The following is a 21,438-nucleotide window of genomic DNA, read 5'->3' as shown; positions in this document are numbered from 1 at the left end:
TTACCGTGATCAACGTGTCCGATAGTACCAACGTTAACGTGCGGTTTATTACGTTCAAATTTTTCTTTAGCCATTTTAAAGTACCTCAGGGTAGATTAACAAAAATAATATAATTTTTTAGTGTGATAGAAATCTTAAGAAATGGTGCTGATAGGCAGATTCGAACTGCCGACCTCACCCTTACCAAGGGTGCGCTCTACCAACTGAGCCATATCAGCAATCATTTAAAGATGGAGCGGACGGCGAGAATCGAACTCGCAGCTTTAGCTTGGAAGGCTAAGGTATTACCACTATACGACGTCCGCACACTTGCTCTCATACCATATCAAGCAAAAGTGGTGGAGGGGGCAGGATTCGAACCTGCGAAGGCTGAGCCGTCAGATTTACAGTCTGATCCCGTTGACCGCTTGGGTACCCCTCCAGATTGATGGTGCCGACTACCGGAGTCGAACTGGTGACCTACTGATTACAAGTCAGTTGCTCTACCAACTGAGCTAAGTCGGCTACATCAAGTGGGTGCGGATATTAGAGTAATGATTCGGGTCGTGCAAGAGGGAATTTACAAAAAATTGTATTTTTTATGCTGTTTGTTTAAATTAACCACTGAATGGGCGGTTTTCATGCATTGCGCGCATAAATTCATCACCTATTATTGATGCAAAAATCTAAATTAAACGAAAAAGTCCTCTTAAAACTAAATTAGGAAAAAATAATATTTTTTTATTCTTTGCTAAATCGAGTGAAATTTGACCGCCACCTGTCACTAAAACAAAAAAGTCATCATATTGATTACTTAAATATTGCTCTGCTATCATCACAAATCCAGCTTGTGAAGCTAAACAACCTAAACTCACACAATCTTCAGTGGTATTACCTATATTTAGTATCTTAGGCATTTTTGTATCAGCAAAAACCTGCTGGGTATTTTTCAGCAAACTTTCGCGCATGATAGAAAAGCCTGGGCTGATCCATCCACCAAGATGAATATTATTCACCACTATGTCACAGGTATTTGCTGTACCTAAATCTAACACCGCCACTGGTAGCTGAGTTATTTCACGGGCAGCCAAAATAGCTAACCACCGGTCCACTCCTAATGTTTGAAATTTTTCATAAGCGCATTGCACACCCAAAGTATTGGCTTCGGTATTAATTTTCTTAAAAGGAATTTTGGCTTGTTCGCATACCGCCTCTAATTCATCCACCAGAGTGGCATGTCCCACAGAGGAAACGACTACTTGTTTGACTGAACTGGAGTATGCAGCTAAATCCTTAATATGTTGGCAGCTTTTAACATCAGACAAATCTGAGAGCTCATTAACCAGCGCATATTTAATTTGAGTATTGCCAATATCCACCAAAAGCGCTTTAAATAGGTCTGACACTGATTTCACCTCCATGATAAGCCTTCACTCCTTGCTCTGTTTCCAACAAAATAGCGCCATTTGCATCTATGCCTCTGCTGACCCCAGTGACGGTTTGCTGACCGATGATAAGCTTAACGCCTTGGTTCGCATAAACATCCAATGCTCGCCACTTCGCGATAAACGGTTCAAGTCCACTGCTTTCAAACAGAGTCAGGCTTTTAGTCAGCTCGTTTACCAAAGTACCCGCTAGAGTATTTCGGTTTATTAGGGGGTCACTTAATTGGCTAAGATCTATCCAAGGCTGGCCAATTTCTTCTATATTTTTGGGCAAGGTGACATTAAGACCTACACCTATAACAGCTTGGCAACCGCTACCCATTTGGCCTTCTACTTCAATTAAAACCCCAGCTAATTTTTTACCTTGGGCATAAATATCATTTGGCCACTTTAATTGCACGCCTTTCACACCACATTGATTTAACGCATCAACAATGGCTACTCCTATGGCTAAACTTAACCCCCCCAATACCGCATATCCACCAGCAAAAGACCAATGCATTGATAAATAAAGACTGGCTGCATAGGGAGACACCCATTTACGACCATGACGTCCCCTGCCTGCAGTTTGTGCTTCAGCTAAACAAGTGTGGCCGTTCTTGAGTTCTATCGATTTGTCTTTTAAGTATTGATTAGTTGAACCTATTACATTCAACACTTCTATTTCAGCAGGATGGGTCGATAAGAAGTGTTCTTTTATCTTGTCTAGGTTCAATAACATTAACGGTTGAGCTAGGCGATAACCTTTGCCTGTCACACTATAGATATCTAGACCCAAAGAACTGAACACTTTAATATGATTCGAAATCGACGCTCGGCTAATGCCTAATGTTTTACCTAAGGTTTCACCGGAGTGAAATTTATTATCAGCTAAAATTGACAGCAGGTTACCACGCACTAATTCTGATGATTTACTCATAATACAACTGGCCCATTTTTACCTATTAGCCTGACTTCATTCTCAAGCTCAATAGAAAATTCCTTTGATACTGCTGATTGAATACTACGAGCCAGCGCTAATAACTCTTCTCCAGTGCCTGAACCATCATTAGTTAAAACTAAAGGCTGGTTGGGATGACAAGCGATCCCTCCTATTTTTTTACCTTTAAAACCTAAGGTATCAATTAGCCAAGCAGCGGGGACTTTAACCTTTGCAATATTATCCAAGGCATAACTTGGCATTGACGGCCAAGTTTTCTGCAGTAAGTGAAACTGTTCTAAACTTATAATTGGATTTTTAAAAAAACTCCCTGCATTACCAATTTTCTTAGGGTCTGGTAGCTTACTCTGGCGCACTTCAATCACTTTATTAAATATATCCATAGCACTTGGTTCAGACAATTCTCTAAGCTCACCATAATGCTCTACGGCCTGCCAAATTTTAGGGATCGCAAAAGTCACACTGGTAATCACAACCTTATCTGCCAAGTCATTTTTAAACACACTGTCGCGATAGGCAAACTCACAACTTTGTCGTCTCAGACTTTTGTGGCATTGTTTATTTAAATCGTAAAAGTCCACTTGGTGTATAAATTGTTCAATCTCCACCCCATAAGCCCCAATATTCTGAATTGGCGCAGCCCCTACAGAGCCGGGTATTAATGCTAGATTTTCCAATCCATAAATTTGATTCTGCATACACCACAAGACTAATTGATGCCAATTTTCTCCAGCGCCTACTTTGAGCAAATAGTGAGTATCAGTGTGCTTAAGGTCGACTCCCATAAAAGCCGGTCTAATAACTGTACCTTGGTAGTCTTCCAAAAACACGGTGTTACTACCCTCGCCTAATATGTAAAAAGCAGAAGATTTTAAATTTAACGAGCTATGTAAATCCGTAGGTTGATTCATACGAATAAATGCTTGGGCGGTGCAAGACAATCCAAATGAATGGAGAGAAGTTAAGGATTGCAAACTAGAGACCTATTGGGTTTTGTGGTTATTCTATTCATGATGAAGGCTTTTGCCAATCAATACTATTGGAGGGGTAATCAATGCCTAGTAATTGATCATCCTCTTGATCAAATCTTTACTTCTGCTTCTTTTAGGAAGTTTGCTACGCACATTTTTTGCATTTTCAAAAACGACCCCAAGTAATGGGACACGTGATTCCCTGAGACGTTGCACTGCTTCCAACAATTCGGGGCTATCAGTGGTATCTACGTCACAAATCAAGACTATTCCGTCAACAACTTTAGCTATAACCATGATATCGCTATATAGGTTGACCTCTGGAGCTTCAAGAATAACATGCTCATACAGCACAGATAATTTTTTAACAAAGCTGGAAAAACGAGGCTTAGATAGATACAACAGCGGATCAGTTGGCACAGCTCCTGTTGGCATAATAGACAATTGGCTTCCGCTTTCTCGGTAGTGAGAGTCACTAAAAGAGAGTCTACGTCCAATGAAGTTAGTTAAGCCAGGAGTCAGTTGCTCCATACCATATTCACTGCCAACATGAGGTTGACGCATATCAGCATCAACAAGAATCGATTTTTCTAAATGTCCAAAAGATTCTGCTAAATCAATACCTATATTAGATTTAGTTTTACTGCCTTTTACTCTGGTTATCGCAATAGAACGAATGGGAGTATCCCCCGCACCATAAGAAATTTCAGCTCTTAACGATCGAATGGACTCAGAGTACTCATAATTTTTATCTTTTTTAGTAGAGCCAACGAATCCTTTTTTCAGTTTTATTTTTTTATATTTTGACACTTGAGTTAAAACTGTGACGTCCAAATTGATAAGCAGATTTCGCAATCGGGTTTGCTTGTCACTTATTAAATGCAGTAGTAACCACACCCCACTGCTAAACACCACTGCAAACAGACACACAACAACTAACAACATCAATTTTCGCGGTTTGCTTGGATAAGTTGGTATGCTCGCATAGTCAACTACCGAGAACTGATTGGTTTTTCCCAAATCTTTTAGCATTTGTGTTTCTTGCAAGCGGCTAACAAAGACTTCATACAGCGTTTGCGTTGAGTCAATTTCTCGACGCAATTTGGTAAGTTGTAATTCATAACGACTCAACTCACTATGTTTTTGCTCTGCTTTATCCATTTGACCGTTTAACGACTCTAAACGCTGCTCATAGGTTGATAAATTTTGCCTAAGGCCGGCAACCAATTGCTCAATTAGTTGCCGCTCTTCACTTTCCAGCTTTTTGATTGCCGCATGTGCTGCTATGTAACGATGATGTTTGCTCTTATAACGCTTAGAGATTTGAAAAAAGGCTTGCTGACTAGCTAATAAATTATTTCTAATGTTTACCATCATCGGATGTTTTATTATGTAATCAACTCGTTTCAGCATTTTTGTATCATTTGCCGCAGAGTCTATTTGTAAAAGTGAAGATTTAACTGCCGCTAGTGTTTTTTCTATCGCCAATTTTTCCTCTAATAATATCAATATTTCAGCTCGAGCGAATTCAATTTGACTATTCGCTCCTATAAGTTGATTTTCCTCGATATATGCCTGCAATGCATCTTCTGCCATTACCAACTTGTTTTCCAGTCCACCTAGCTGATCATTGAGCCACTTTGAGGTGTCGTTGGCCTTTTCAGTGTTAATCTTTGCGTGATAAACGAAAAAAGCAGGACCTATAAAGTTGGCAACATCGGCGGCAATTTTTGGATCTTTCGAATCGAATGAGATTTTCAATAGATAGGTATCACCAATTTTATTCAATGTAAGACCGCCTAGTAATACATTAATCGCATATTCTCTCATTTCATTCGGTGAACGAGACCCACCGGTAAATTTAAATTCAGGGGTTCTGGTTAATTCCATCTCATCCACGACCCCGCCAATGAACTGTCGTGAACGGATAAATTCGATATAAGTATCTAGAATTGTTTCACCGCCATAGCCAAAGTCTGAGACTACCGATGGTAAGCTAAAGCTGGGTTCATTATCACCTAACACAATTCTACTACTGGCGCTGTATATCAGCGGCAATCCCGAAATATAATAAATACCTGCACAGACAATGGCTGCAGAGGTCAGAATAATGCGAAACTTTTTCTGCCATATAAAGCCGACTAAGTCAGCTAAACCAAAGGAGACTTCTGTAGACTTTTTATGCTCGTTTTTAGTTTCAATACTCAAAATAAACTTTCTTCAATTTCTAAGATATCACCAGGAAAAATTCGTGATTCTCTTGTGACTTTAACCCGACTCTTATCTGTCCCTCGAATAATGTACCACTCTCGTTTAGACGCTCGATCTTTTAGACCTTTTGCCAAAGCCAAGGCCTGCTCTACATTCATGTCGAAATCAAAGTCATAAACCCCCGGAGAAGAAACAGCCCCTCGTACATAAAAGGGACGATAGGAATCAATAACAACAGATACACTTGGGTCAACCAAATAGCCATCAAGATACGCAGCCTCCAGCTCGCTACTTAATTGCTGAGGCGTTTTATTGACAACCAACACTTCGCCAATCAAAGGAATTTTTAAAACTCCAGTATTGCCCACCTTGGCTTTTGTCGTGAGATCTAACTCGTTATACACTTTTATGCTGATTGTATCTCCCACGCGAATTACAAACTGATCATCGTCTGAATAGGCATAAAAACAGGTCTGCAATAAAAGCAGCCCTAAAATTAATTTTAAAATGCGTAACGCCAACTTAACTTGACCTCATTTTGTCGATAGTCTAGCGAATTATCACTAGAAGATACTTGTCGTGCTATCACGTCAAACCAAACCTTACTATGTTGTTTAAGCGAAAGTGTGAGCCTTACTCTGCCAATCTGTTCATCCAAAACTTGGGACACTAAAGCCTCTTCATATTCACTTCTGTCAAAGGCAAGATTCGCTCCAATTTGCCATTGGTCGCTGTAAAGGTAGGATAAATCTGCTGCCAAACTACTATCTACACTATCACTACTGAATTCACTTTGACCTACAGCTGAGAGTCGGTAAGAGCGAAGGGTAAACAAGACGTCTTGTCTGGCTTGATAGTAGTAGTCTATGGCCCAAGATAAGTCAGTACTTGCCTCGTCATTGTCTGGTTCTCGCCGGTAGGCTCCGAATAATGCTTGAAACTTTGATTTACCCGAGGGTCGCCAATCTACACCCAATAATAAGCGATATAATCGGCTATCTTCTCGAAAATCAGATTCGTAATTATCATCAGTGGCTTCAAAGCTAAGTAACCATCGAGTAAGCGACGATTGCTTAAATGCTATGTTCAGATCAAAAGTCTGCTCTTTATAATTGAACAACGAAGAGTAAGTATTAATATCAGCGTATTTAACATCAGCAGAGCTCAGTTTAAAAGATATTGAGCGATTCGTTGTGTCATTGCCATAAAGTAAATTAATTGAGGCCTTATTCTCAGTCCGTTCATCGGCGAGCAACACATCATTACGTAAATTAGACAAGCCAAAACCAAACTTTTGGTCCTTTTTAGAATGCTCTAATTCGGTGTCGACATACCAAGCTTTAGTAATAAAAAAACGTCCCAGCAATGCGCCTTCATAGGATGCAAAATCATATTCAGTAGAGAGTAAAACAGGAGAATCATTAAGGTTATAACGTTCAAGCTGTGCTCCATAGCTGAGCATCAACAGATTTCCCTCACCAGATGTAACAAGCTGGCCAGACGCTTTAAGACCCACACCAATTGCATTACTTTTTTCACTCACGGTGGGATTTAAGTTATCTGTGCTTGTCACATTAACTTCAGTCACCAGCGGAGAAGCATTTTTATCAATCGACTTAACTTGTCCGAATGCCATGCCATTGAAAGCAATTCCTAGTGCGACGAATAAAACTAAGGAATTGCCATTACAAATTTTAGCCATCATTTTTCCAAAAAGGTTATCGTTCATTTAGCGCCTTTGCTGTTAACCAAAAACTGGCACCTAGCATTGATATCGGCCTAAACAGAAAAAGCTAAAACAGGTGATTTTAGCTTTTTGATTGTTTATGAAGATGTTTAGTAAAATACTTCAAACTGTAGCGAATTAAGAATGATACATTAATTCATTTGATAATCTGAATTGCCCATAAAAAGTTAGTGCTTAGATGGTGAATAACCAAGTGGCGCTTTTTGTAACAAAGCTTTTGCTCCAGATGCGTTATGTTCTAGCAACAGACGATTTAACTCATCAAATAATAGAATCACTTCTTCAAACGGTAGTTTTGTCTCATCGGCTCCCATAATTCGAGGATGCTCAGTTGTAGTATCAGCATCATCAATGAGCAGCTCTTCATACAGTTTTTCACCTGGTCTTAATCCTGAAAATTTTAGTTCAATATCACCATTAGGATTGTCAATCGTCTTAAGGCTATGCCCCATAAGGTGAGCCATTTTGTTGGCTAAATCGACTATTTTGACGGAATTGCCCATATCTAAAACAAAGACTTCACCTTTACTACCCATAGCGCCAGCTTGGATGACTAATTGTGCAGCTTCTGGAATAGTCATAAAAAACCGTGTGATGTCTGGGTGCGTCACAGTGATGGGCCCACCCGCCTTTATCTGTTTAGTAAATAACGGAACCACTGAGCCTGACGAGCCTAATACATTGCCAAATCTTACGATTGAATATTCTGTGTTTGAACCTAACTCTGCAATTCCCTGAATATAAAGTTCTGCAAAACGTTTTGTCGCGCCCATGATATTGGTGGGCCTGACAGCTTTATCTGTAGATATTAGAACAAACTTCTCTACATCATATTCAGCAGCGACTAAAGCAACGTTAGAGGTACCGAACACATTATTACGAATGCCGGCCAACGGATTAGATTCCACCATAGGCACATGTTTGTATGCTGCAGCATGATAAATAGTTTGGATTTTATGGTCATCCATGACACTTCTTAACAATTCAGTATCTTGGATGCTGGAGAGAATAGGCACCATAGGAATATCAAAATAATGTTGTTTTAATTCATTTTCTATTTGGTATAAGTTAAATTCCGATAATTCAAAGAGCACTAATTTTGACGGAGCTGACTTAACCAATTGCCGACATAACTCACTACCAATAGACCCCCCGGCACCAGTAACCAATACATTTTTGCCACGAATATTGATATCAAGCAAATGAGTAATTGGTGGAACTGGCTCTCTACCTAACAACTCTTCAATTTTAATTTCGTGAAGTTCGTCAATTTTACTTTTGCCTGATAACAAATCCTGAATATTTGGAATACTAAGCAGTTCGATTGCATAGGGTTCAAGTTCAATAATTAATTCTTTGCGTCTTTCTGATGACGTATTATGCACGGCCAGTAACATCTTACTTACGCCAAATTGCTTTACGTAATATGGAATATCTTCACGACGGCCTACAGGTAACCCAAGTATTTGTTTATTTTGGTATTGCTTCTTATCATCAATAAACGCGATAGGTTGTAATTCGGTGCCCATTTTCAAGGTTTGAACTAATGAACGTCCTGCTTCCGCTGCACCAAAAATCAAACATTTTTCGCGCATTTTATAATTTTGAGACTGTGCAGAAGCTTGCATTAAAAAGCGCGGGGCAATCACTAAGGTAGATGCTACCGTCCAATAAATAATTGGTACAGAAACAGGTATCATGACGTCAAAAGCAACTTTAGCCGCCAGCAAAAACAAGGCTGACGCAGCTAAAACGAGTAACGCTTTTTGAATTGTTTTTAGCCCTATATAACGGATCATCTGTTTATAGTAGCCAAACATGGTTAACAACGTTAATGCAAAGGCTATGTTCAATGCAATAACAACAGCATCTATAAGAGAAAAATCCCAACTAACAATGCCAAATCTTATCCAAAACGCAAATAGATTGGCAACTAACAGCGCTAAGAAATCCCAAGATATAGTAATCGCCAGTTTCTTTCGCGGGCTAAGTTCAAACAGTTGGTTGAACTCCATTATTGGACCTCTTTAGATGCGCTTTTCATAACAAGAGTAAGTGCCATACAGCACTTATCGATTTCTGCTTGCTTAAGTGTTGGGTGAACAAGAAACATCAATGAAGTAGCACCAAGTTCAACTGCATTAACTAACAAGTTTTTAGGTCGGTAGCCAGTATTGTCGAAAGCTTTTTCTTTATAAACTTCAGAACACGAACCAGAGAAACAAGGTACATCCAACTTACTAAGTTCAGAAATAATTCTGTCTCTATCCCATCCTGCATTTAATTTATCTGGCTCAACAAAAACATAACATTTGTAAAATGCATGTTCGATATAATCAGGCACTTTAGGTACACGAAGTGCAGAACAACTTTCCGCGGTAGCGAATATCTGTTCTGAATATTTTCTACGATTCTCAGTCCAAGCTGGCATTTTCTCCAACTGTTTAAGTCCAACTACAGCTTGAATTTCAAGCATCCGCCAGTTAGTACCAAAGGATTCATGTAACCATCTAAAACCAGGAGGATGATCTTTTTCGTATATTGCCTCCCAAGACTTTCCATGATCTTTGAAAGACCATACTTTTTTCCATAACTCTTTATTATTTGTAGTGACCATGCCACCTTCGCCGGCCGTGGTCATGATTTTATCCTGACAAAACGACCATGATGCTATATCGCCTAATCCACCCACTGGTTTACCTTTGTATTTGGCTCCATGTGCCTGCGCGCAATCTTCCACCACAAATAAATCATGTTCTTTAGCAAAGGTAATAATGTCGTCCATCTCACAAGGCCATCCTGCCAAATGCACACATAAAATGGCGGAGGTTTTACTTCCTACGTGAGGCCTAATTGTATCTGCAGTAATGTTTTGCGTATCACGATCAAGATCCGCAAAGACTGGGGTTAATCCTGCTAATACGATAGAAGAAATTGAAGCGATAAAAGTCCGTGATGTGACTATGACTTCACTGCCTTTGGGTAAGTCTAACGCTTGCCATGCCAAATCTAATGCTACTGTGCCATTAGCCACAGCAATAGCATATTTGCATTCAAAATAAGCAGCGAATAGTTTTTCAAACTCTCGCCCTTTTTGTCCCGTCCAATAATTCACTTTATTAGAATCAAGCACTTCCAATACAGCTTGTTTTTCATCATCATCAAAATCTGGCCAAGGTGAAAAAGGACCGTTTAACATTGCAAGAAGCCTCGTAAATTTATTGTAATTTAAGTCACGTTAATTTTTATAATTTTTGCTGGTATACCGACTGCTACTGAGCCGTCGACTAAATCTTCCAACAGGGTACTTCCCGCTCCCAAAATGCAATGTTTCCCTATCGCTAAGCATTGAATAATAACAGCTCCTATACCAACAAAACTATATTCGCCAATGTTGATTGACCCAGCCAATTTAGTCCCTGGTGCTAGATGCACGTAATCACCAATTATGCAGTCGTGATCTACGCTGCTAGATGTATTAATGATGCACCCTTGGCCAATATTCGTGGCAATATTTATTGCCACGTTAGCACACACCAACGTGCCTTCTCCAATAGTAGCATAAGGACTGATCACTGCAGAAGGGTGAATCAGAGTTGTTATTTCCCCCCCAACTTTATCTAATTCCGTCATCACCTTGCCGCGCGTTTGATTATTACCAATAGCGACAAAAAATACTGAACTTGGATCTGCAAATGCAGATAAGTTATCTGCATTGCCTATTACAGACCAATGTTCAACTTTGGTTATTTCTGGGTATAAACCGTCCAAAAATACTATTTCAGAAAAAGCCCCCATGGCTAGCGCGCAATCTGCGACAACTTTTCCATGGCCTCCGGCGCCGATAATTACTAAGCGTTTAGTCAATTGGTTTCTCCGATGCCTTCGATCCTTCAAATTTACTCATAGTGGCTTCACCAACATGACTAATATCACTTCTTTTCAAGACTTTGAATACTGTCATAAACAAAATTTTTATATCCAACCACAATGACTGATTTTCCACGTACCAAACATCAAATTCGAATTTCTGCTCCCAAGATAATGCATTACGCCCATTGACTTGAGCCCAGCCAGTTATGCCTGGCCGAACCTCATGTCTTCGAGCTTGCTGGGTAGTGTATAAAGGTAAATATTCCACCAATAATGGTCTAGGCCCAACTAAACTAATATCGCCTTTTATGACACTGAGTAAACCTGGCAACTCATCTAAACTACTATTACGTAAAAACTTACCAAAACGGGTCAATCGTTTATCATCCGATTGAAGCTCTCCATGTTCATCTTTTGCATCGGTCATTGACCTAAACTTATGCATATTGAATACATGTTCATATCTCCCAGGGCGAGCTTGAGAAAATAATATTGGAGAACCCAAATTTATTCTTACCAGCACTGCTAACAATAATAGCAGTGGCCAGATCAAAATTAACAAACTTAGACTGGCGAAAAGATCGAAAAACCGCTTAATCATTTGTTTTCCTTAAATTTTCTTGCGCCCCAAGATAGTCAGTTAACACATGGGTATAGTAGTCATAAACTTGTTTAGCATTATGTTGTACATTCATTACTTCAGATACTTTTTTACTGGCATTCTTAACATACTCCAGCCTCTCTATTGGGTGAGAAATTGCCTGAATGATTTTCTTAGCCAATGCCGCAGGATCTTTGGCAGGTGCCATATAGCCGGTAATACCATCTTCAACCAAATCTGGAAACCCCCCAACATCAGAACTAAGGGTAGCAACGCCCGCATACATAGATTCTACCGCGCCGCCTACATTCTCAGAATGTGATGGATGCACTGCAAGGTCAAACTGTGGATACAACTGCGGCACATCTTTGCGCAAACCTAGGAAAATACAGCTATCACCGGTTTTTTCTCGGGCATACTCTTTGACTTGGTTGAAATAATTTTCAGTGTTACCCCAGGGCCCCCCAACAAATATACATTTCACTTGAGGATAAGTCTTTTGCACAACCGCAACTGCATCTATTAGGTCTTCATGACCTTTTAATCCCCTTTTTTGTCCAAGGTGCTTTTTAGGTGCATAAAAATAAGCGACCATGCCGATTACAAAACTGTCCTCTGGTAGTTTTAATTGTTTCTTTAAGGTATCGGTTGTTGGGTTTGCAAATAAAAAATCTTCTTCATTCACACCATAATAAGCTAGACCAACATGTGATTCTTGTATTCCACAAGATAAGTATTTTCTTTTTGTCCACAAACAGGATGCCAACCAATAATCGTCTTTAGTCGCAAGACCTATTTCTATGTTGCGAAATATTCGGTGTTCCAAATGCAAAGGCCCAGGAACATGAAAAATTCTAGGGATAGATACCTTTCTTAAGGCTAAACGCATTAGCAAAGTGGAGGCAACAAAATGACTATGAATAATATCCGGTTTAACGTTTTCAACCAATTTTCGCAATGCTTTAATTTGGCCTATGTTCTTCCAAGGTTGGCGAATATTAACCGAGGGATCAAAAATATGTACAGACACACCTGCTTGCCTATATTTTTCCACCATAGGACCTTCAGGTAGAGCCAAGTGTACCTCTACTCCGAGCTTCACGAGTTCAGTTGTTTGCCTTAGGGCCCAACTGGCACCAATGGATGTCTTAAGAAGGTGCAGAACTTTCATATAAACTCTTCTTTAATTGGAAATAGGACTGATAGAAACCTTCGCGCTGTGTGGCTAGTAACTCATACTCATAGGTTTTTGCACACTGATAATTTTGCTCGGAAGCTTGAGTGAGGAGCTCTTGAGATGACATCAAGCGGTGGATACTTTTCGCCAGACTTTGCCAATCATTACTCGGCACTAAAAAATCATCTGCTAACAATTCGGGGATCCCTCCTACACTCGAAGCAATACAAGGCAATGCTCTTGCCATCGCCTCGATCAACGCTCTTGGTAGTCCTTCTGTTCTTGAAGGCATTGCAAACAAATCTGCCGAATCCAAATATTTAATCACCTCTTTATGACCAACCTCTCCAACGAAATTAATCTGCTCAAAACAGCCTAAGGATTTTGCTAACACCTTCATGTCGTCGAGGTACAAGCCACCACCTAACATAGTCACATGATAGATTGCGCCCTGCTGTTTAAGTTTAGCGATGGAACGAAGAAGTAAATCAGGCCCTTTGTATAACTGCGAAAATGAACCAACAAAAACGATGTTTTTCCCAGTGCTGGTGAAAACTCTAGCCCCTGATGAGAAACTTGCAACAGGTAACTCAATATCTGAGCAGCCAACTGAAAGTGCTCCCTGCTTAACCGGATATCGCTTTTGTAAATATTCTTTTGTTACATAACAACTCCCTAACGCATTGTTTGCCATGCTTTTTAAGCCCTGATAGCTTACCCAAGCGAGTATCTTGTCAAGCAATCCATTGGTAATACCAGCATTAAACACATCGAAAGGGTCACCTACTACTTCGAGCGCATAACCGTATTGTTTGCCACGTCCAAAACTGGCTAACATAGCCGATTGAGAAGGTACTCTGTAAATCAACCCTCTTTCTGGTGTGGCAACCGAATTGATGACCTGACGGATTTTAGCCAAATTTCGAAGTAAACCAGTAAATCCAACGTAGTAAGGCAAGGCTACAAACTCAACATTGTCGCCGCTTGATAACTGCCAATTCGTTTCAGCTGTTTCAACATCTTGAATACGTGCAACAGCAATTACCCGTTCAAAGGATGTCAAATATCGCTGCCAAAATTGATATAAAAAGGCACTACTTGTCCAAACTTTTTGATCCGGTGTGCGGTAAAAGCGAAATTCACAGGTAACCACTAATTCCATTGTTATTATTCTTTTGGTTTATAGACTAAAAATAAAGACGGCTGCCTCTGAGAATCCAAATATAATTGGTACTGCAACATCAACAAAGCTATTTTTCCTTATTATATCTAGAAAATACAGAAACCAAAAACTGATAGCATAACCAAGGAATGCCAACATTCCATAGTATAAACCTAGCAACAGCAACAAGTTCTCCTCGAGGCCACAACATAAGCCCTAAAAAGCAACTAAAACAAAAGGCAGAGTTAATTGGGTTTTCTCTCACTTTTGCAAGTTTGGAGATAAGGATAGTAGTTAAAAAAAGAATAATCATTCCAAACCAATAAAAATTTAAATAGAATTCTGCAAATATTGAAAATCCAAACCCCCCTCCTTGTTTTGCTATCCATGGGTCCACTTCTCGCGCAAGCCACAATGCTAAACTACCTTTTTGCGCTGGATGGGCGTCCCAAAAGAGATTTGGAATCGCGGTACTGGTTGCCAATAAAAAGCTATCTCCGTATTGGAAGTCCATTTTCGATGGCACCCGTTGCATGATCCATACAAGTGGACTCATACTATCTGACATTTCCTTGATAATAGTAAAAATCGAAGCGCCGATCCCTCCCTCACCATCCAACTCCTTACCTACCCTCAACAGGGATAAGGCCGGAAATACAACCGCAACCATACCAACACCCGACAGGTAGATGATTTTTCGGCCTATTTGCTTAATGCTAACATCCCAAAGACTGAGCATAATTAAAAAAGGAACCAGAGCGACTAGCCTAGCCCCCATAGCTAACTTAGCGACGGTGAATATTGCGGCAAGTATCCATACAGAGGTGATAACTAGCTTATTTTCACGAAAGGCAATCAGGGTAATATAGAATGCCGGAAATAAGAAAAAGCCAAGAACCTTTACAATACCGCTTGCTCCAAAACTTTGCTCACTACTAAATAATGCAAAGTACCCACCAGAAATCACCTTGATTAACATACTTTGCAAATCATAAATTGCAGCAGGTAAGGAAACGGCAAGAAACAATATGCCGGTAACCTTGGCGGCTAAAATCTGATTATCACTGGCTGGCGTTTTTTTATCAGGAGCCTCGTTCATATTAAGTAACATGGCACTAGACATAACGAACATGCCTACATAAGAATACTCAAAAGCCCTAACAACCACTTGGTAGTCATTTCCGTTAAAAAAAGTAAAAAAGGGCTCTTCATAGCCCTGATAAAATATGAATAACAACGCTTTACCGCCGTTAAAAATAAATACCATTAAGAAGAATAAATAAGCCAATGACAAATCACTTCCACCATGCTTAAACCAAGCATAGGAATGAAATAGTATCAAACTAAGAAAGGATACACTTTGAACAATAAGAAGCTGGTCAAGGTTGGCATCGGCACCCACCAGACGATAAAACATAGTGAGCAGGCAAATGAGCGTATTGACAAAAATAACACTATAAATGCTCACATTATTTTGGGCCATAGGAATACCTGTGACTATTTATAAAGTTGCTCTAGCTTTTTGATGTGGTTCGGCATATAAAAATCTGTTTCTTTGAATTTTTGCTGCAATATGCTGATATCAGAATACTTTTTCATCTCCAATAGCTTGTTTGACCAAACATCTGTTGAATCAAGCAAAGAGGCATACTGTACATATTGACTGTCAAATCCAGCTTCTTTGGTAATGTTATCGGCAACAAGGATGGGAACTCCAGCAACCTGAGCTTCAACAACAGTTAATGGTAAGCCTTCGTATAAGGAGGGAAACAACATAACATCAAATGCCGACGCCATAATATCGACCGCATCAGATCTCATGCCTAGAATTTTAACTCTGTCAGATATCTTTAGTTCAACAATTTCACTTTCGATTTCTTCTCTTAATTCACCGTCACCAACCAAAACCAAAGTCGCGTAAACTTTAGTTATCAATGTTGCAAAAATCTTTAAAAGAAAAGTATGGTTTTTGGGCTCTGATAATCGGCCAACATGGCCGACAACTAAAGTACTATCGCTGAGCCCGAGTTCTGCCCGTAAGTTTTTATTTATCTTAATATTATTCAGATGTTGAATACCGCAATATAAAATTTCCAATCTATCTTCAGGCACAACGTTTCCATAAAGTGAGCGTTGCGCCTCTTTACTGACTGCGACATATCTATTGGCGAAAATACGTATAAACCACTTCATCACTAGTAAATACCAAGCTCGCACACCTTTTTTAGGTTCAATGCTTTCTCGATTACTATGGCTGTGACAAATCCGCAGTCTTACACCTGCAAAAAATGCGACCATAAGTACCAAACCACTAAAATGATCTACATGGCTATGTACTATGTCATAGGGCTGATTGCGCTTTAATACTCTGTATAAACGAAAAGCATAACTAAAAGGGTTTCGTGCATACTGGCACTTCACAATTTGACTACCTGTATTGGTAAACAATTCATCAAGTTCACTCGGCTCTTCAGTGTGTACTAACACATCAATCTGAGTTGAGCTGTCTTGCAAACCCTCTGCTATGCCTAATAACCAGCGTTCCACACCACCAGTATTCAATCTATTTATAATATGTAGCGCACGCTTTTCTTTCATTTTCGCAACTCTTGAATAACCCTAAAACCAAAACATATACCAATAACTAAAGCGGTAAGTAGACCAGCATAAAATGCGCCTGAAACACCGAAATTTATAATGCAATAATACCCTGCTATTGCACTAATCAATACAGAGAAGGACATGACCTTCATTTGAAATTTGAAGATCCCATGTGCCGTCAATACTATGCCACCCACGGCTTGAATAGCAAGGGCAAGGTTAATTAGAGCGGCCAATACAACAAGGCTTCCCAACCCATTAAAACTGTCACCATAGACTAGCTGTAAAACCCATTCACCAATATATACGGCTAAAAACACTCCGATTAGGCCATATGCAATTGCCAATAAATAACAATTCTTAGCCAAGGTTATAATATTCGAATGTAAGCGGTCTTTTAGATGAGCAACAATAATAGGGGAGATGACCTGCAACACAGATTGCATGATTAAGCTGCCGGCGGTCACAAAATAAAAAACTGAAGCATATTGACCAACCTGAATGTCGTCGGCCATTTTTGCCAAAATAAACAAAGGCATGCTCACTACCAACAACACTAGAACCGAAGTAATACCCAGTGGATAAGCGTTAACAAGGATAACAGGTACAAAATTCACCTTATTTAGCCCTTGCTGTTTTGTATCCATTGCTTCTTTATCAAACACCATGAAAATTATTACCCATGTAATTAACATGGCAACACATGCATATGAAATATTGTCGGTGTTGAAAAAGACACCTAGGAAAACTAACGGAGTGAATATTGAACGAGCGATCCTCGACCGCGCTATCTGCATTACCATAAATTTACGTTGATAAAATCCATGGGCTAAATCAGACATGTTTTCAGCAATTTTGGCTAAACCAATCAGCAAAACCAGCCAAAAATAAATATCATCTACGACTAATAATGCATAGAGAACGAGTAAACCCCAAGTCAAAATCGATGCAAGTAATCGCGTTACAAACAATTGTTCTAGTTGATCTACGTTTATGCTGCTTGACAAGATATATTGCCTGAGACCCACTTGCCCAACAGTCAGAAAAAAGCCCGCCAAAGCCAAGGCGTAGGAATACTGACCCACCACGCCTATATTGCCAGAGTAGTTTAGACTGGCGATTAGAACCCATTGAGAAAACGCTAGCACTAGATTCGAGAATAAGGTGATTAATATATCTTTCTTTAATTTCACAAATTCCAGTGCTTTTTTATTATTTGGTAAGCGAGTTTATACTGAACGTCAAGTGCAGGGAAGTGAGCAGCCTTGATCCGTAGTATATTTAAACAACTTCACAGTTAAAACTGGTTGAACAGGTCTTTACTAGAGAAATGTAAGATTCACTTTTCATAAAAATAGCCCCTTGTCGCTTAAAAGTTTCATCTGTTAGGTATAGACTAATGGCTAATACTGCCGAAAATATTTGTCAGATATAGTATAGTGGAGACAAGTGCAAGATATAGAGAGGTTAATCATGATTGAATTAAAAAATGAACATCACGCAAACACAGCTGAAGTAAGTACCGATCAAACCCGTAGAGATTTCTTAAACAAATTTGGCAAATTAGCCGTAATCACGCCTGTCGCCATGTCGGTTCTAATGACTCCAAGAACCTCGGCGGCGCCAAAATCATGTCGTGGTAATGGCACTAAAAAATGTAATTAGTTAGTTGAAACTAGCTAATTGATAAAATTACCTAATCATATATTTAGGGGTTATTTGAGAGCACAGTCCGTTACTCTGAATTACTTTGGCAAAATAATTATAGGTAACTGAATTCCGGATGCCAATAACCAAGTTCCCACTAAAAACTTCACATTTATCTCTTTACCTTGAAGAAAGTAAAGGCATCGTTTATCACAAAATCAGTCATAACCTATACCACTTGCCCACATTGTCTATCGCCATACTATTTTCGATAGATGAAGGCCAAAACCAACAATCCATAATCAATTCCATAGCCAAAGAATATCAATTATCCAAGCAACTACTGGAGCCCATTTATCACCAAATAAACACTCTTTTTAGTTCTCCCAAGCAGCAAGGTACATATTTAGCCGGGCGTTATCCTGAATTTGAAGCCAGCCCAAAGCAAGTAAAATTAATCAACCACATCCAAGTAGCGTACTTCCAAGTTGCTGATACCATCTTTTCTATCGACACTAAGGATGAAGATTTATTTATAGCAATCCAAGCGCTTTTATCACCTTGCCGCTGTTCTTCAATTAAAGTAGATTTTGTTATTTCCATTGCTATAAGTGACGATAATTATCAGATTTTTTCTAACGGATTATTAGTCGAAACAGATCTTAGTTTTAATCATGTGATGCCTCTTATTATCGATAGATTGCAGATATTGTCATTTCAAAAAAGTGATTATACTTTTTGTTTTCACGGTGCAGCGCTTGGCACTCCACGGGGCACTTTATTGCTACCAGGTAAATCAGGATCTGGAAAATCAACATTGAGCGCAGTTTTAGCTGGTGTTGACGGTGGTTTATTTTCTGATGAGATCATCGCTTTTAACAAGAATTTTGAATTATGTCTTTTGTCTCTGCCAATAGCAGTTAAATCTGGCAGTTGGAAAAGTCTTGATATTCAATATCCTAATTTAAAACACATGCCTACTTGGCATAGATTGGATGGTCGCCGCTTAAAGTATGTATGGCCTAATGATAAACAAGCTAATAAAACCATAAGCAAAAATGATAACGCTAAATTTTTACTCATTAATCCAAAATTCGTTACACAACCGAGCAACGCCCAAGAGGCGCAGCCTCAAGCGGTAGCTAAACCACTAGACGTAATTGATACCATTGCTATGCTAACCGATAGTGGCTATCAACTAGGTTTCGAACTTACTGAATCAGGATTTGAAGCGTTTCTTAACTTCATTGAAAAAACACCTTGCTATCAATTGTCCTACTCCAGCAGCCAACAAGCCCTAGATAAACTTGATGAATTATGGCTACTGCAATGAATAATGATGAAGATGAAGCACAAGTTACAATAACCCAACAAACCTTCTACGACATGGGTACTTGGCTATCTGAGAAACAACAATATACCCAGACACAGCTCTCACGTTTGCAACTCGAAGAACATTATCTCCCATTGGTAGCTTTAGCCAATTACAACTGGTTGACTGGAGCGTTAGCCAACAGTCTCAAGAAAAGTGACGTTTGGTTATTAATTCCTAAAACGTTGCAAGAATACTTGTCTGAAATGGAACGGTTTTATCGACAGCGTTCAGAAGCTATACAACAAGAGGCTATTTTTTCTTGCTCTTTGTTACTAGACGCTGATATTAAAGTAAGTTTATTAAAGGGCGCAGCCAATTTATTTAACGGCGCAGCTAACCCCATATCCAATAGATATATGAGTGACATAGATTTATTGATACAAGAGAGCAAACTAGAAGACAGCGTATCTACATTAGTGGAAAACGGTTATGTGAATCCAGACGATGACGAAGAAATACTAATTAAAGCCGATGCGCATCATCATGCCCCACCACTTATTAGAAAAGATGGTATATGTTACATAGAACTTCATCGCTGGGCTTTACCGCTATCAAGTCATAAAATACTAGAGACCAACGAAATTTGGCAACAGTCTATACCACTATCACTTACGCCTGAGTTAGAAGTTTTACAACTACATCCAACCCATCAGATTATTTTGGCAATCGCGCATAGTGAAATATCCGACTCTGCTTTTAAAGACAATCATATAGATCTAAGACAACTATTTAACTTGTATAGCCTAGCCAACAATTTCAAACTGCAAATAGATTGGACGGTCGTAGAGCACCACTTTCAAAGAGCAAACTTAACCGAAGTTCTGTACTCAATTTTGTTTTCTATCTACAAAATTTTTGGTCTTATTACTCCAGTCACTAAAATAGATGATATAGATGCTCAAAAACATTTTTTGAGTTGTATAGATCTATACACAAAAACCCAGGGCGACAACCTTAAATTCGGCTATTTTCTGCAAGTTTTTAGAGGTTACCAAAAACAAACCATTATTGACTTATATGGTAACAATGGCAGATACCCCATTCTATTTGGAAGGTTAAAACATTTTAAACGACATCTTCATTTACTATTTACGCCCAAATTCCTTACTCGGTTTATAAAACGAAATTTCAATAAAGATTAGCCACATAGATTGAGCAAAACTGTAAGACGTCTTGAAGGGTGAATATCGAACATTAAGGTTTAAAAAAACCAATTCCGAACATCTCCTATTCCATTAATTTGAAACAACAAAATAGAATGCCACCTAAGTTTTGATCAGAGATCACCTGCTTTAAAACTTATTTGGACGTGGGTTTCACTAAATTTCAGCCAAAAAAAAAGCCACCTGTATAGGTGGCCTTTCTTCAGAATGGGAGTCTAGCAATGTGCTACTCTCGCAGGAGGGTGGAAGTGGGGCATTCAGTAGCACGGCTTCTGCCACTGGAACGGTACGAGCTCTGCGAGTGCCCGGATAATCCACTTCGTGACGAGTTGACCGCGGGGTTGCAATACGCGATAGCGCTTAGAGTAAGGGCTATCCTTACGCATTCCCAGCATATAAATACATTAAATAAACACACAAATGCAAAAAAAGGCCACCTGTATAGGTGGCCTTTCTTCAGATTGGGAGCCTGGCAATGTGCTACTCTCGCATGGGGAAACCCCAAACTACCATCGCCGCTAATGTGTTTCACTTCTGAGTTCGGAA

General features: G+C 39.4%; 18 protein-coding genes, 4 tRNA genes and 1 pseudogene. 3 read left to right on the top strand and 20 right to left on the bottom strand.

Translation table 11 applies throughout. The features are described from left to right. The 20 genes and pseudogenes from QZ488_RS16185 to QZ488_RS16090 all read right to left on the bottom strand — a co-directional run. Positions 1 to 74: pseudogene (locus QZ488_RS16185) on the bottom strand (elongation factor Tu); the annotation flags it as partial. Positions 75 to 142: 68 nt separating this feature from the next. Beyond that, a tRNA-Thr gene (locus QZ488_RS16180) sits at positions 143 to 218 on the bottom strand. A 13-nt stretch (positions 219 to 231) separates the two neighbouring features. After that, positions 232 to 305 (bottom strand) — tRNA-Gly (locus tag QZ488_RS16175). 31 nt (positions 306 to 336) lie between these two features. Then, a tRNA-Tyr gene (locus QZ488_RS16170) sits at positions 337 to 421 on the bottom strand. Between the two features lie 7 nt (positions 422 to 428). After that, positions 429 to 504: transfer RNA gene (locus tag QZ488_RS16165), tRNA-Thr, on the bottom strand. A gap of 161 nt (positions 505 to 665) precedes the next feature. Further along, entirely contained in the window at positions 666 to 1,385 is a 720-nt protein-coding gene (locus QZ488_RS16160; RefSeq protein WP_293750695.1) for a type III pantothenate kinase, read from the bottom strand. Beyond that, on the bottom strand, positions 1,369 to 2,343 hold the full coding sequence (birA, locus tag QZ488_RS16155; protein ID WP_293750691.1) for a bifunctional biotin--[acetyl-CoA-carboxylase] ligase/biotin operon repressor BirA: 975 nt from the start codon (positions 2,341 to 2,343) through the stop codon (positions 1,369 to 1,371). Before birA ends, QZ488_RS16160 begins: the two co-directional genes overlap by 17 nt. Then, positions 2,340 to 3,338, bottom strand: a complete 999-nt coding sequence (gene murB / locus QZ488_RS16150) for a UDP-N-acetylmuramate dehydrogenase (protein WP_293750679.1) — start codon at positions 3,336 to 3,338, stop codon at positions 2,340 to 2,342. The genes birA and murB overlap by 4 nt, the downstream gene beginning before the upstream one ends. An 84-nt stretch (positions 3,339 to 3,422) precedes the next feature. After that, positions 3,423 to 5,543, bottom strand: a complete 2,121-nt coding sequence (locus tag QZ488_RS16145; protein WP_293750676.1) for a polysaccharide biosynthesis tyrosine autokinase — start codon at positions 5,541 to 5,543, stop codon at positions 3,423 to 3,425. Next, positions 5,540 to 6,067 (bottom strand): polysaccharide biosynthesis/export family protein, encoded by a 528-nt coding sequence (locus QZ488_RS16140; RefSeq protein WP_293750674.1) that lies wholly within the window; start codon positions 6,065 to 6,067, stop codon positions 5,540 to 5,542. Before QZ488_RS16140 ends, QZ488_RS16145 begins: the two co-directional genes overlap by 4 nt. After that, on the bottom strand, positions 6,049 to 7,275 hold the full coding sequence (locus tag QZ488_RS16135; protein ID WP_293750672.1) for a hypothetical protein: 1,227 nt from the start codon (positions 7,273 to 7,275) through the stop codon (positions 6,049 to 6,051). The genes QZ488_RS16140 and QZ488_RS16135 overlap by 19 nt, the downstream gene beginning before the upstream one ends. 185 nt (positions 7,276 to 7,460) lie before the next feature. Continuing rightward, positions 7,461 to 9,308 carry a nucleoside-diphosphate sugar epimerase/dehydratase gene (locus tag QZ488_RS16130; protein WP_293750670.1) on the bottom strand — a complete coding sequence of 616 codons (1,848 nt, stop codon included), beginning with the start codon at positions 9,306 to 9,308 and terminating at the stop codon, positions 7,461 to 7,463. Further along, positions 9,308 to 10,492 carry a DegT/DnrJ/EryC1/StrS aminotransferase family protein gene (locus QZ488_RS16125; protein ID WP_293750668.1) on the bottom strand — a complete coding sequence of 395 codons (1,185 nt, stop codon included), beginning with the start codon at positions 10,490 to 10,492 and terminating at the stop codon, positions 9,308 to 9,310. The genes QZ488_RS16130 and QZ488_RS16125 overlap by 1 nt, the downstream gene beginning before the upstream one ends. 29 nt (positions 10,493 to 10,521) lie before the next feature. After that, the gene (locus tag QZ488_RS16120) at positions 10,522 to 11,160 is read right to left on the bottom strand and encodes an acetyltransferase (protein WP_293750666.1); all 639 of its coding nucleotides are present in this window, start codon (positions 11,158 to 11,160) and stop codon (positions 10,522 to 10,524) included. Beyond that, complete coding sequence (locus tag QZ488_RS16115; RefSeq protein WP_293750664.1) at positions 11,153 to 11,767, bottom strand: sugar transferase; 615 nt, start codon at positions 11,765 to 11,767, stop codon at positions 11,153 to 11,155. Before QZ488_RS16115 ends, QZ488_RS16120 begins: the two co-directional genes overlap by 8 nt. Next, positions 11,760 to 12,938, bottom strand: a complete 1,179-nt coding sequence (locus QZ488_RS16110) for a glycosyltransferase family 4 protein (RefSeq protein WP_293750662.1) — start codon at positions 12,936 to 12,938, stop codon at positions 11,760 to 11,762. Before QZ488_RS16110 ends, QZ488_RS16115 begins: the two co-directional genes overlap by 8 nt. Then, positions 12,916 to 14,106, bottom strand: coding sequence for a glycosyltransferase (locus QZ488_RS16105; RefSeq protein ID WP_293750660.1), 1,191 nt, complete (start codon positions 14,104 to 14,106; stop codon positions 12,916 to 12,918). The genes QZ488_RS16110 and QZ488_RS16105 overlap by 23 nt, the downstream gene beginning before the upstream one ends. 88 nt (positions 14,107 to 14,194) lie before the next feature. After that, positions 14,195 to 15,589 (bottom strand): O-antigen polysaccharide polymerase Wzy, encoded by a 1,395-nt coding sequence (gene wzy / locus QZ488_RS16100; protein ID WP_293750658.1) that lies wholly within the window; start codon positions 15,587 to 15,589, stop codon positions 14,195 to 14,197. 14 nt (positions 15,590 to 15,603) lie between these two features. Continuing rightward, positions 15,604 to 16,704: a glycosyltransferase gene (locus tag QZ488_RS16095; RefSeq protein WP_293750656.1), complete on the bottom strand. Its 1,101-nt coding sequence runs from the start codon at positions 16,702 to 16,704 to the stop codon at positions 15,604 to 15,606. Then, positions 16,701 to 17,900 carry a hypothetical protein gene (locus tag QZ488_RS16090; RefSeq protein WP_293750654.1) on the bottom strand — a complete coding sequence of 400 codons (1,200 nt, stop codon included), beginning with the start codon at positions 17,898 to 17,900 and terminating at the stop codon, positions 16,701 to 16,703. Before QZ488_RS16090 ends, QZ488_RS16095 begins: the two co-directional genes overlap by 4 nt. A 280-nt stretch (positions 17,901 to 18,180) precedes the next feature. Here QZ488_RS16090 and QZ488_RS16085 point away from each other — a divergent pair, with 280 nt between their 5' ends. The 3 genes from QZ488_RS16085 to QZ488_RS16075 all read left to right on the top strand — a co-directional run bounded on the left by QZ488_RS16085 (position 18,181) and on the right by QZ488_RS16075 (position 20,871). Continuing rightward, positions 18,181 to 18,372, top strand: a complete 192-nt coding sequence (locus QZ488_RS16085) for a hypothetical protein (protein WP_293750652.1) — start codon at positions 18,181 to 18,183, stop codon at positions 18,370 to 18,372. Positions 18,373 to 18,490: 118 nt separating this feature from the next. Further along, on the top strand, positions 18,491 to 19,687 hold the full coding sequence (locus QZ488_RS16080) for a hypothetical protein (RefSeq protein WP_293750650.1): 1,197 nt from the start codon (positions 18,491 to 18,493) through the stop codon (positions 19,685 to 19,687). Beyond that, positions 19,684 to 20,871, top strand: coding sequence for a nucleotidyltransferase family protein (locus QZ488_RS16075; RefSeq protein WP_293750648.1), 1,188 nt, complete (start codon positions 19,684 to 19,686; stop codon positions 20,869 to 20,871). The genes QZ488_RS16080 and QZ488_RS16075 overlap by 4 nt, the downstream gene beginning before the upstream one ends. The last annotated feature ends 567 nt before the right edge of the window (positions 20,872 to 21,438 follow it).

Origin of the sequence: uncultured Paraglaciecola sp., from assembly GCF_913020055.1 — a bacterium.
In the GTDB taxonomy this organism is placed as follows: domain Bacteria; phylum Pseudomonadota; class Gammaproteobacteria; order Enterobacterales; family Alteromonadaceae; genus Paraglaciecola.
Note: the sequence above shows the minus strand (reverse complement) of the source record. Positions and strands in the feature narration are given on the sequence as shown.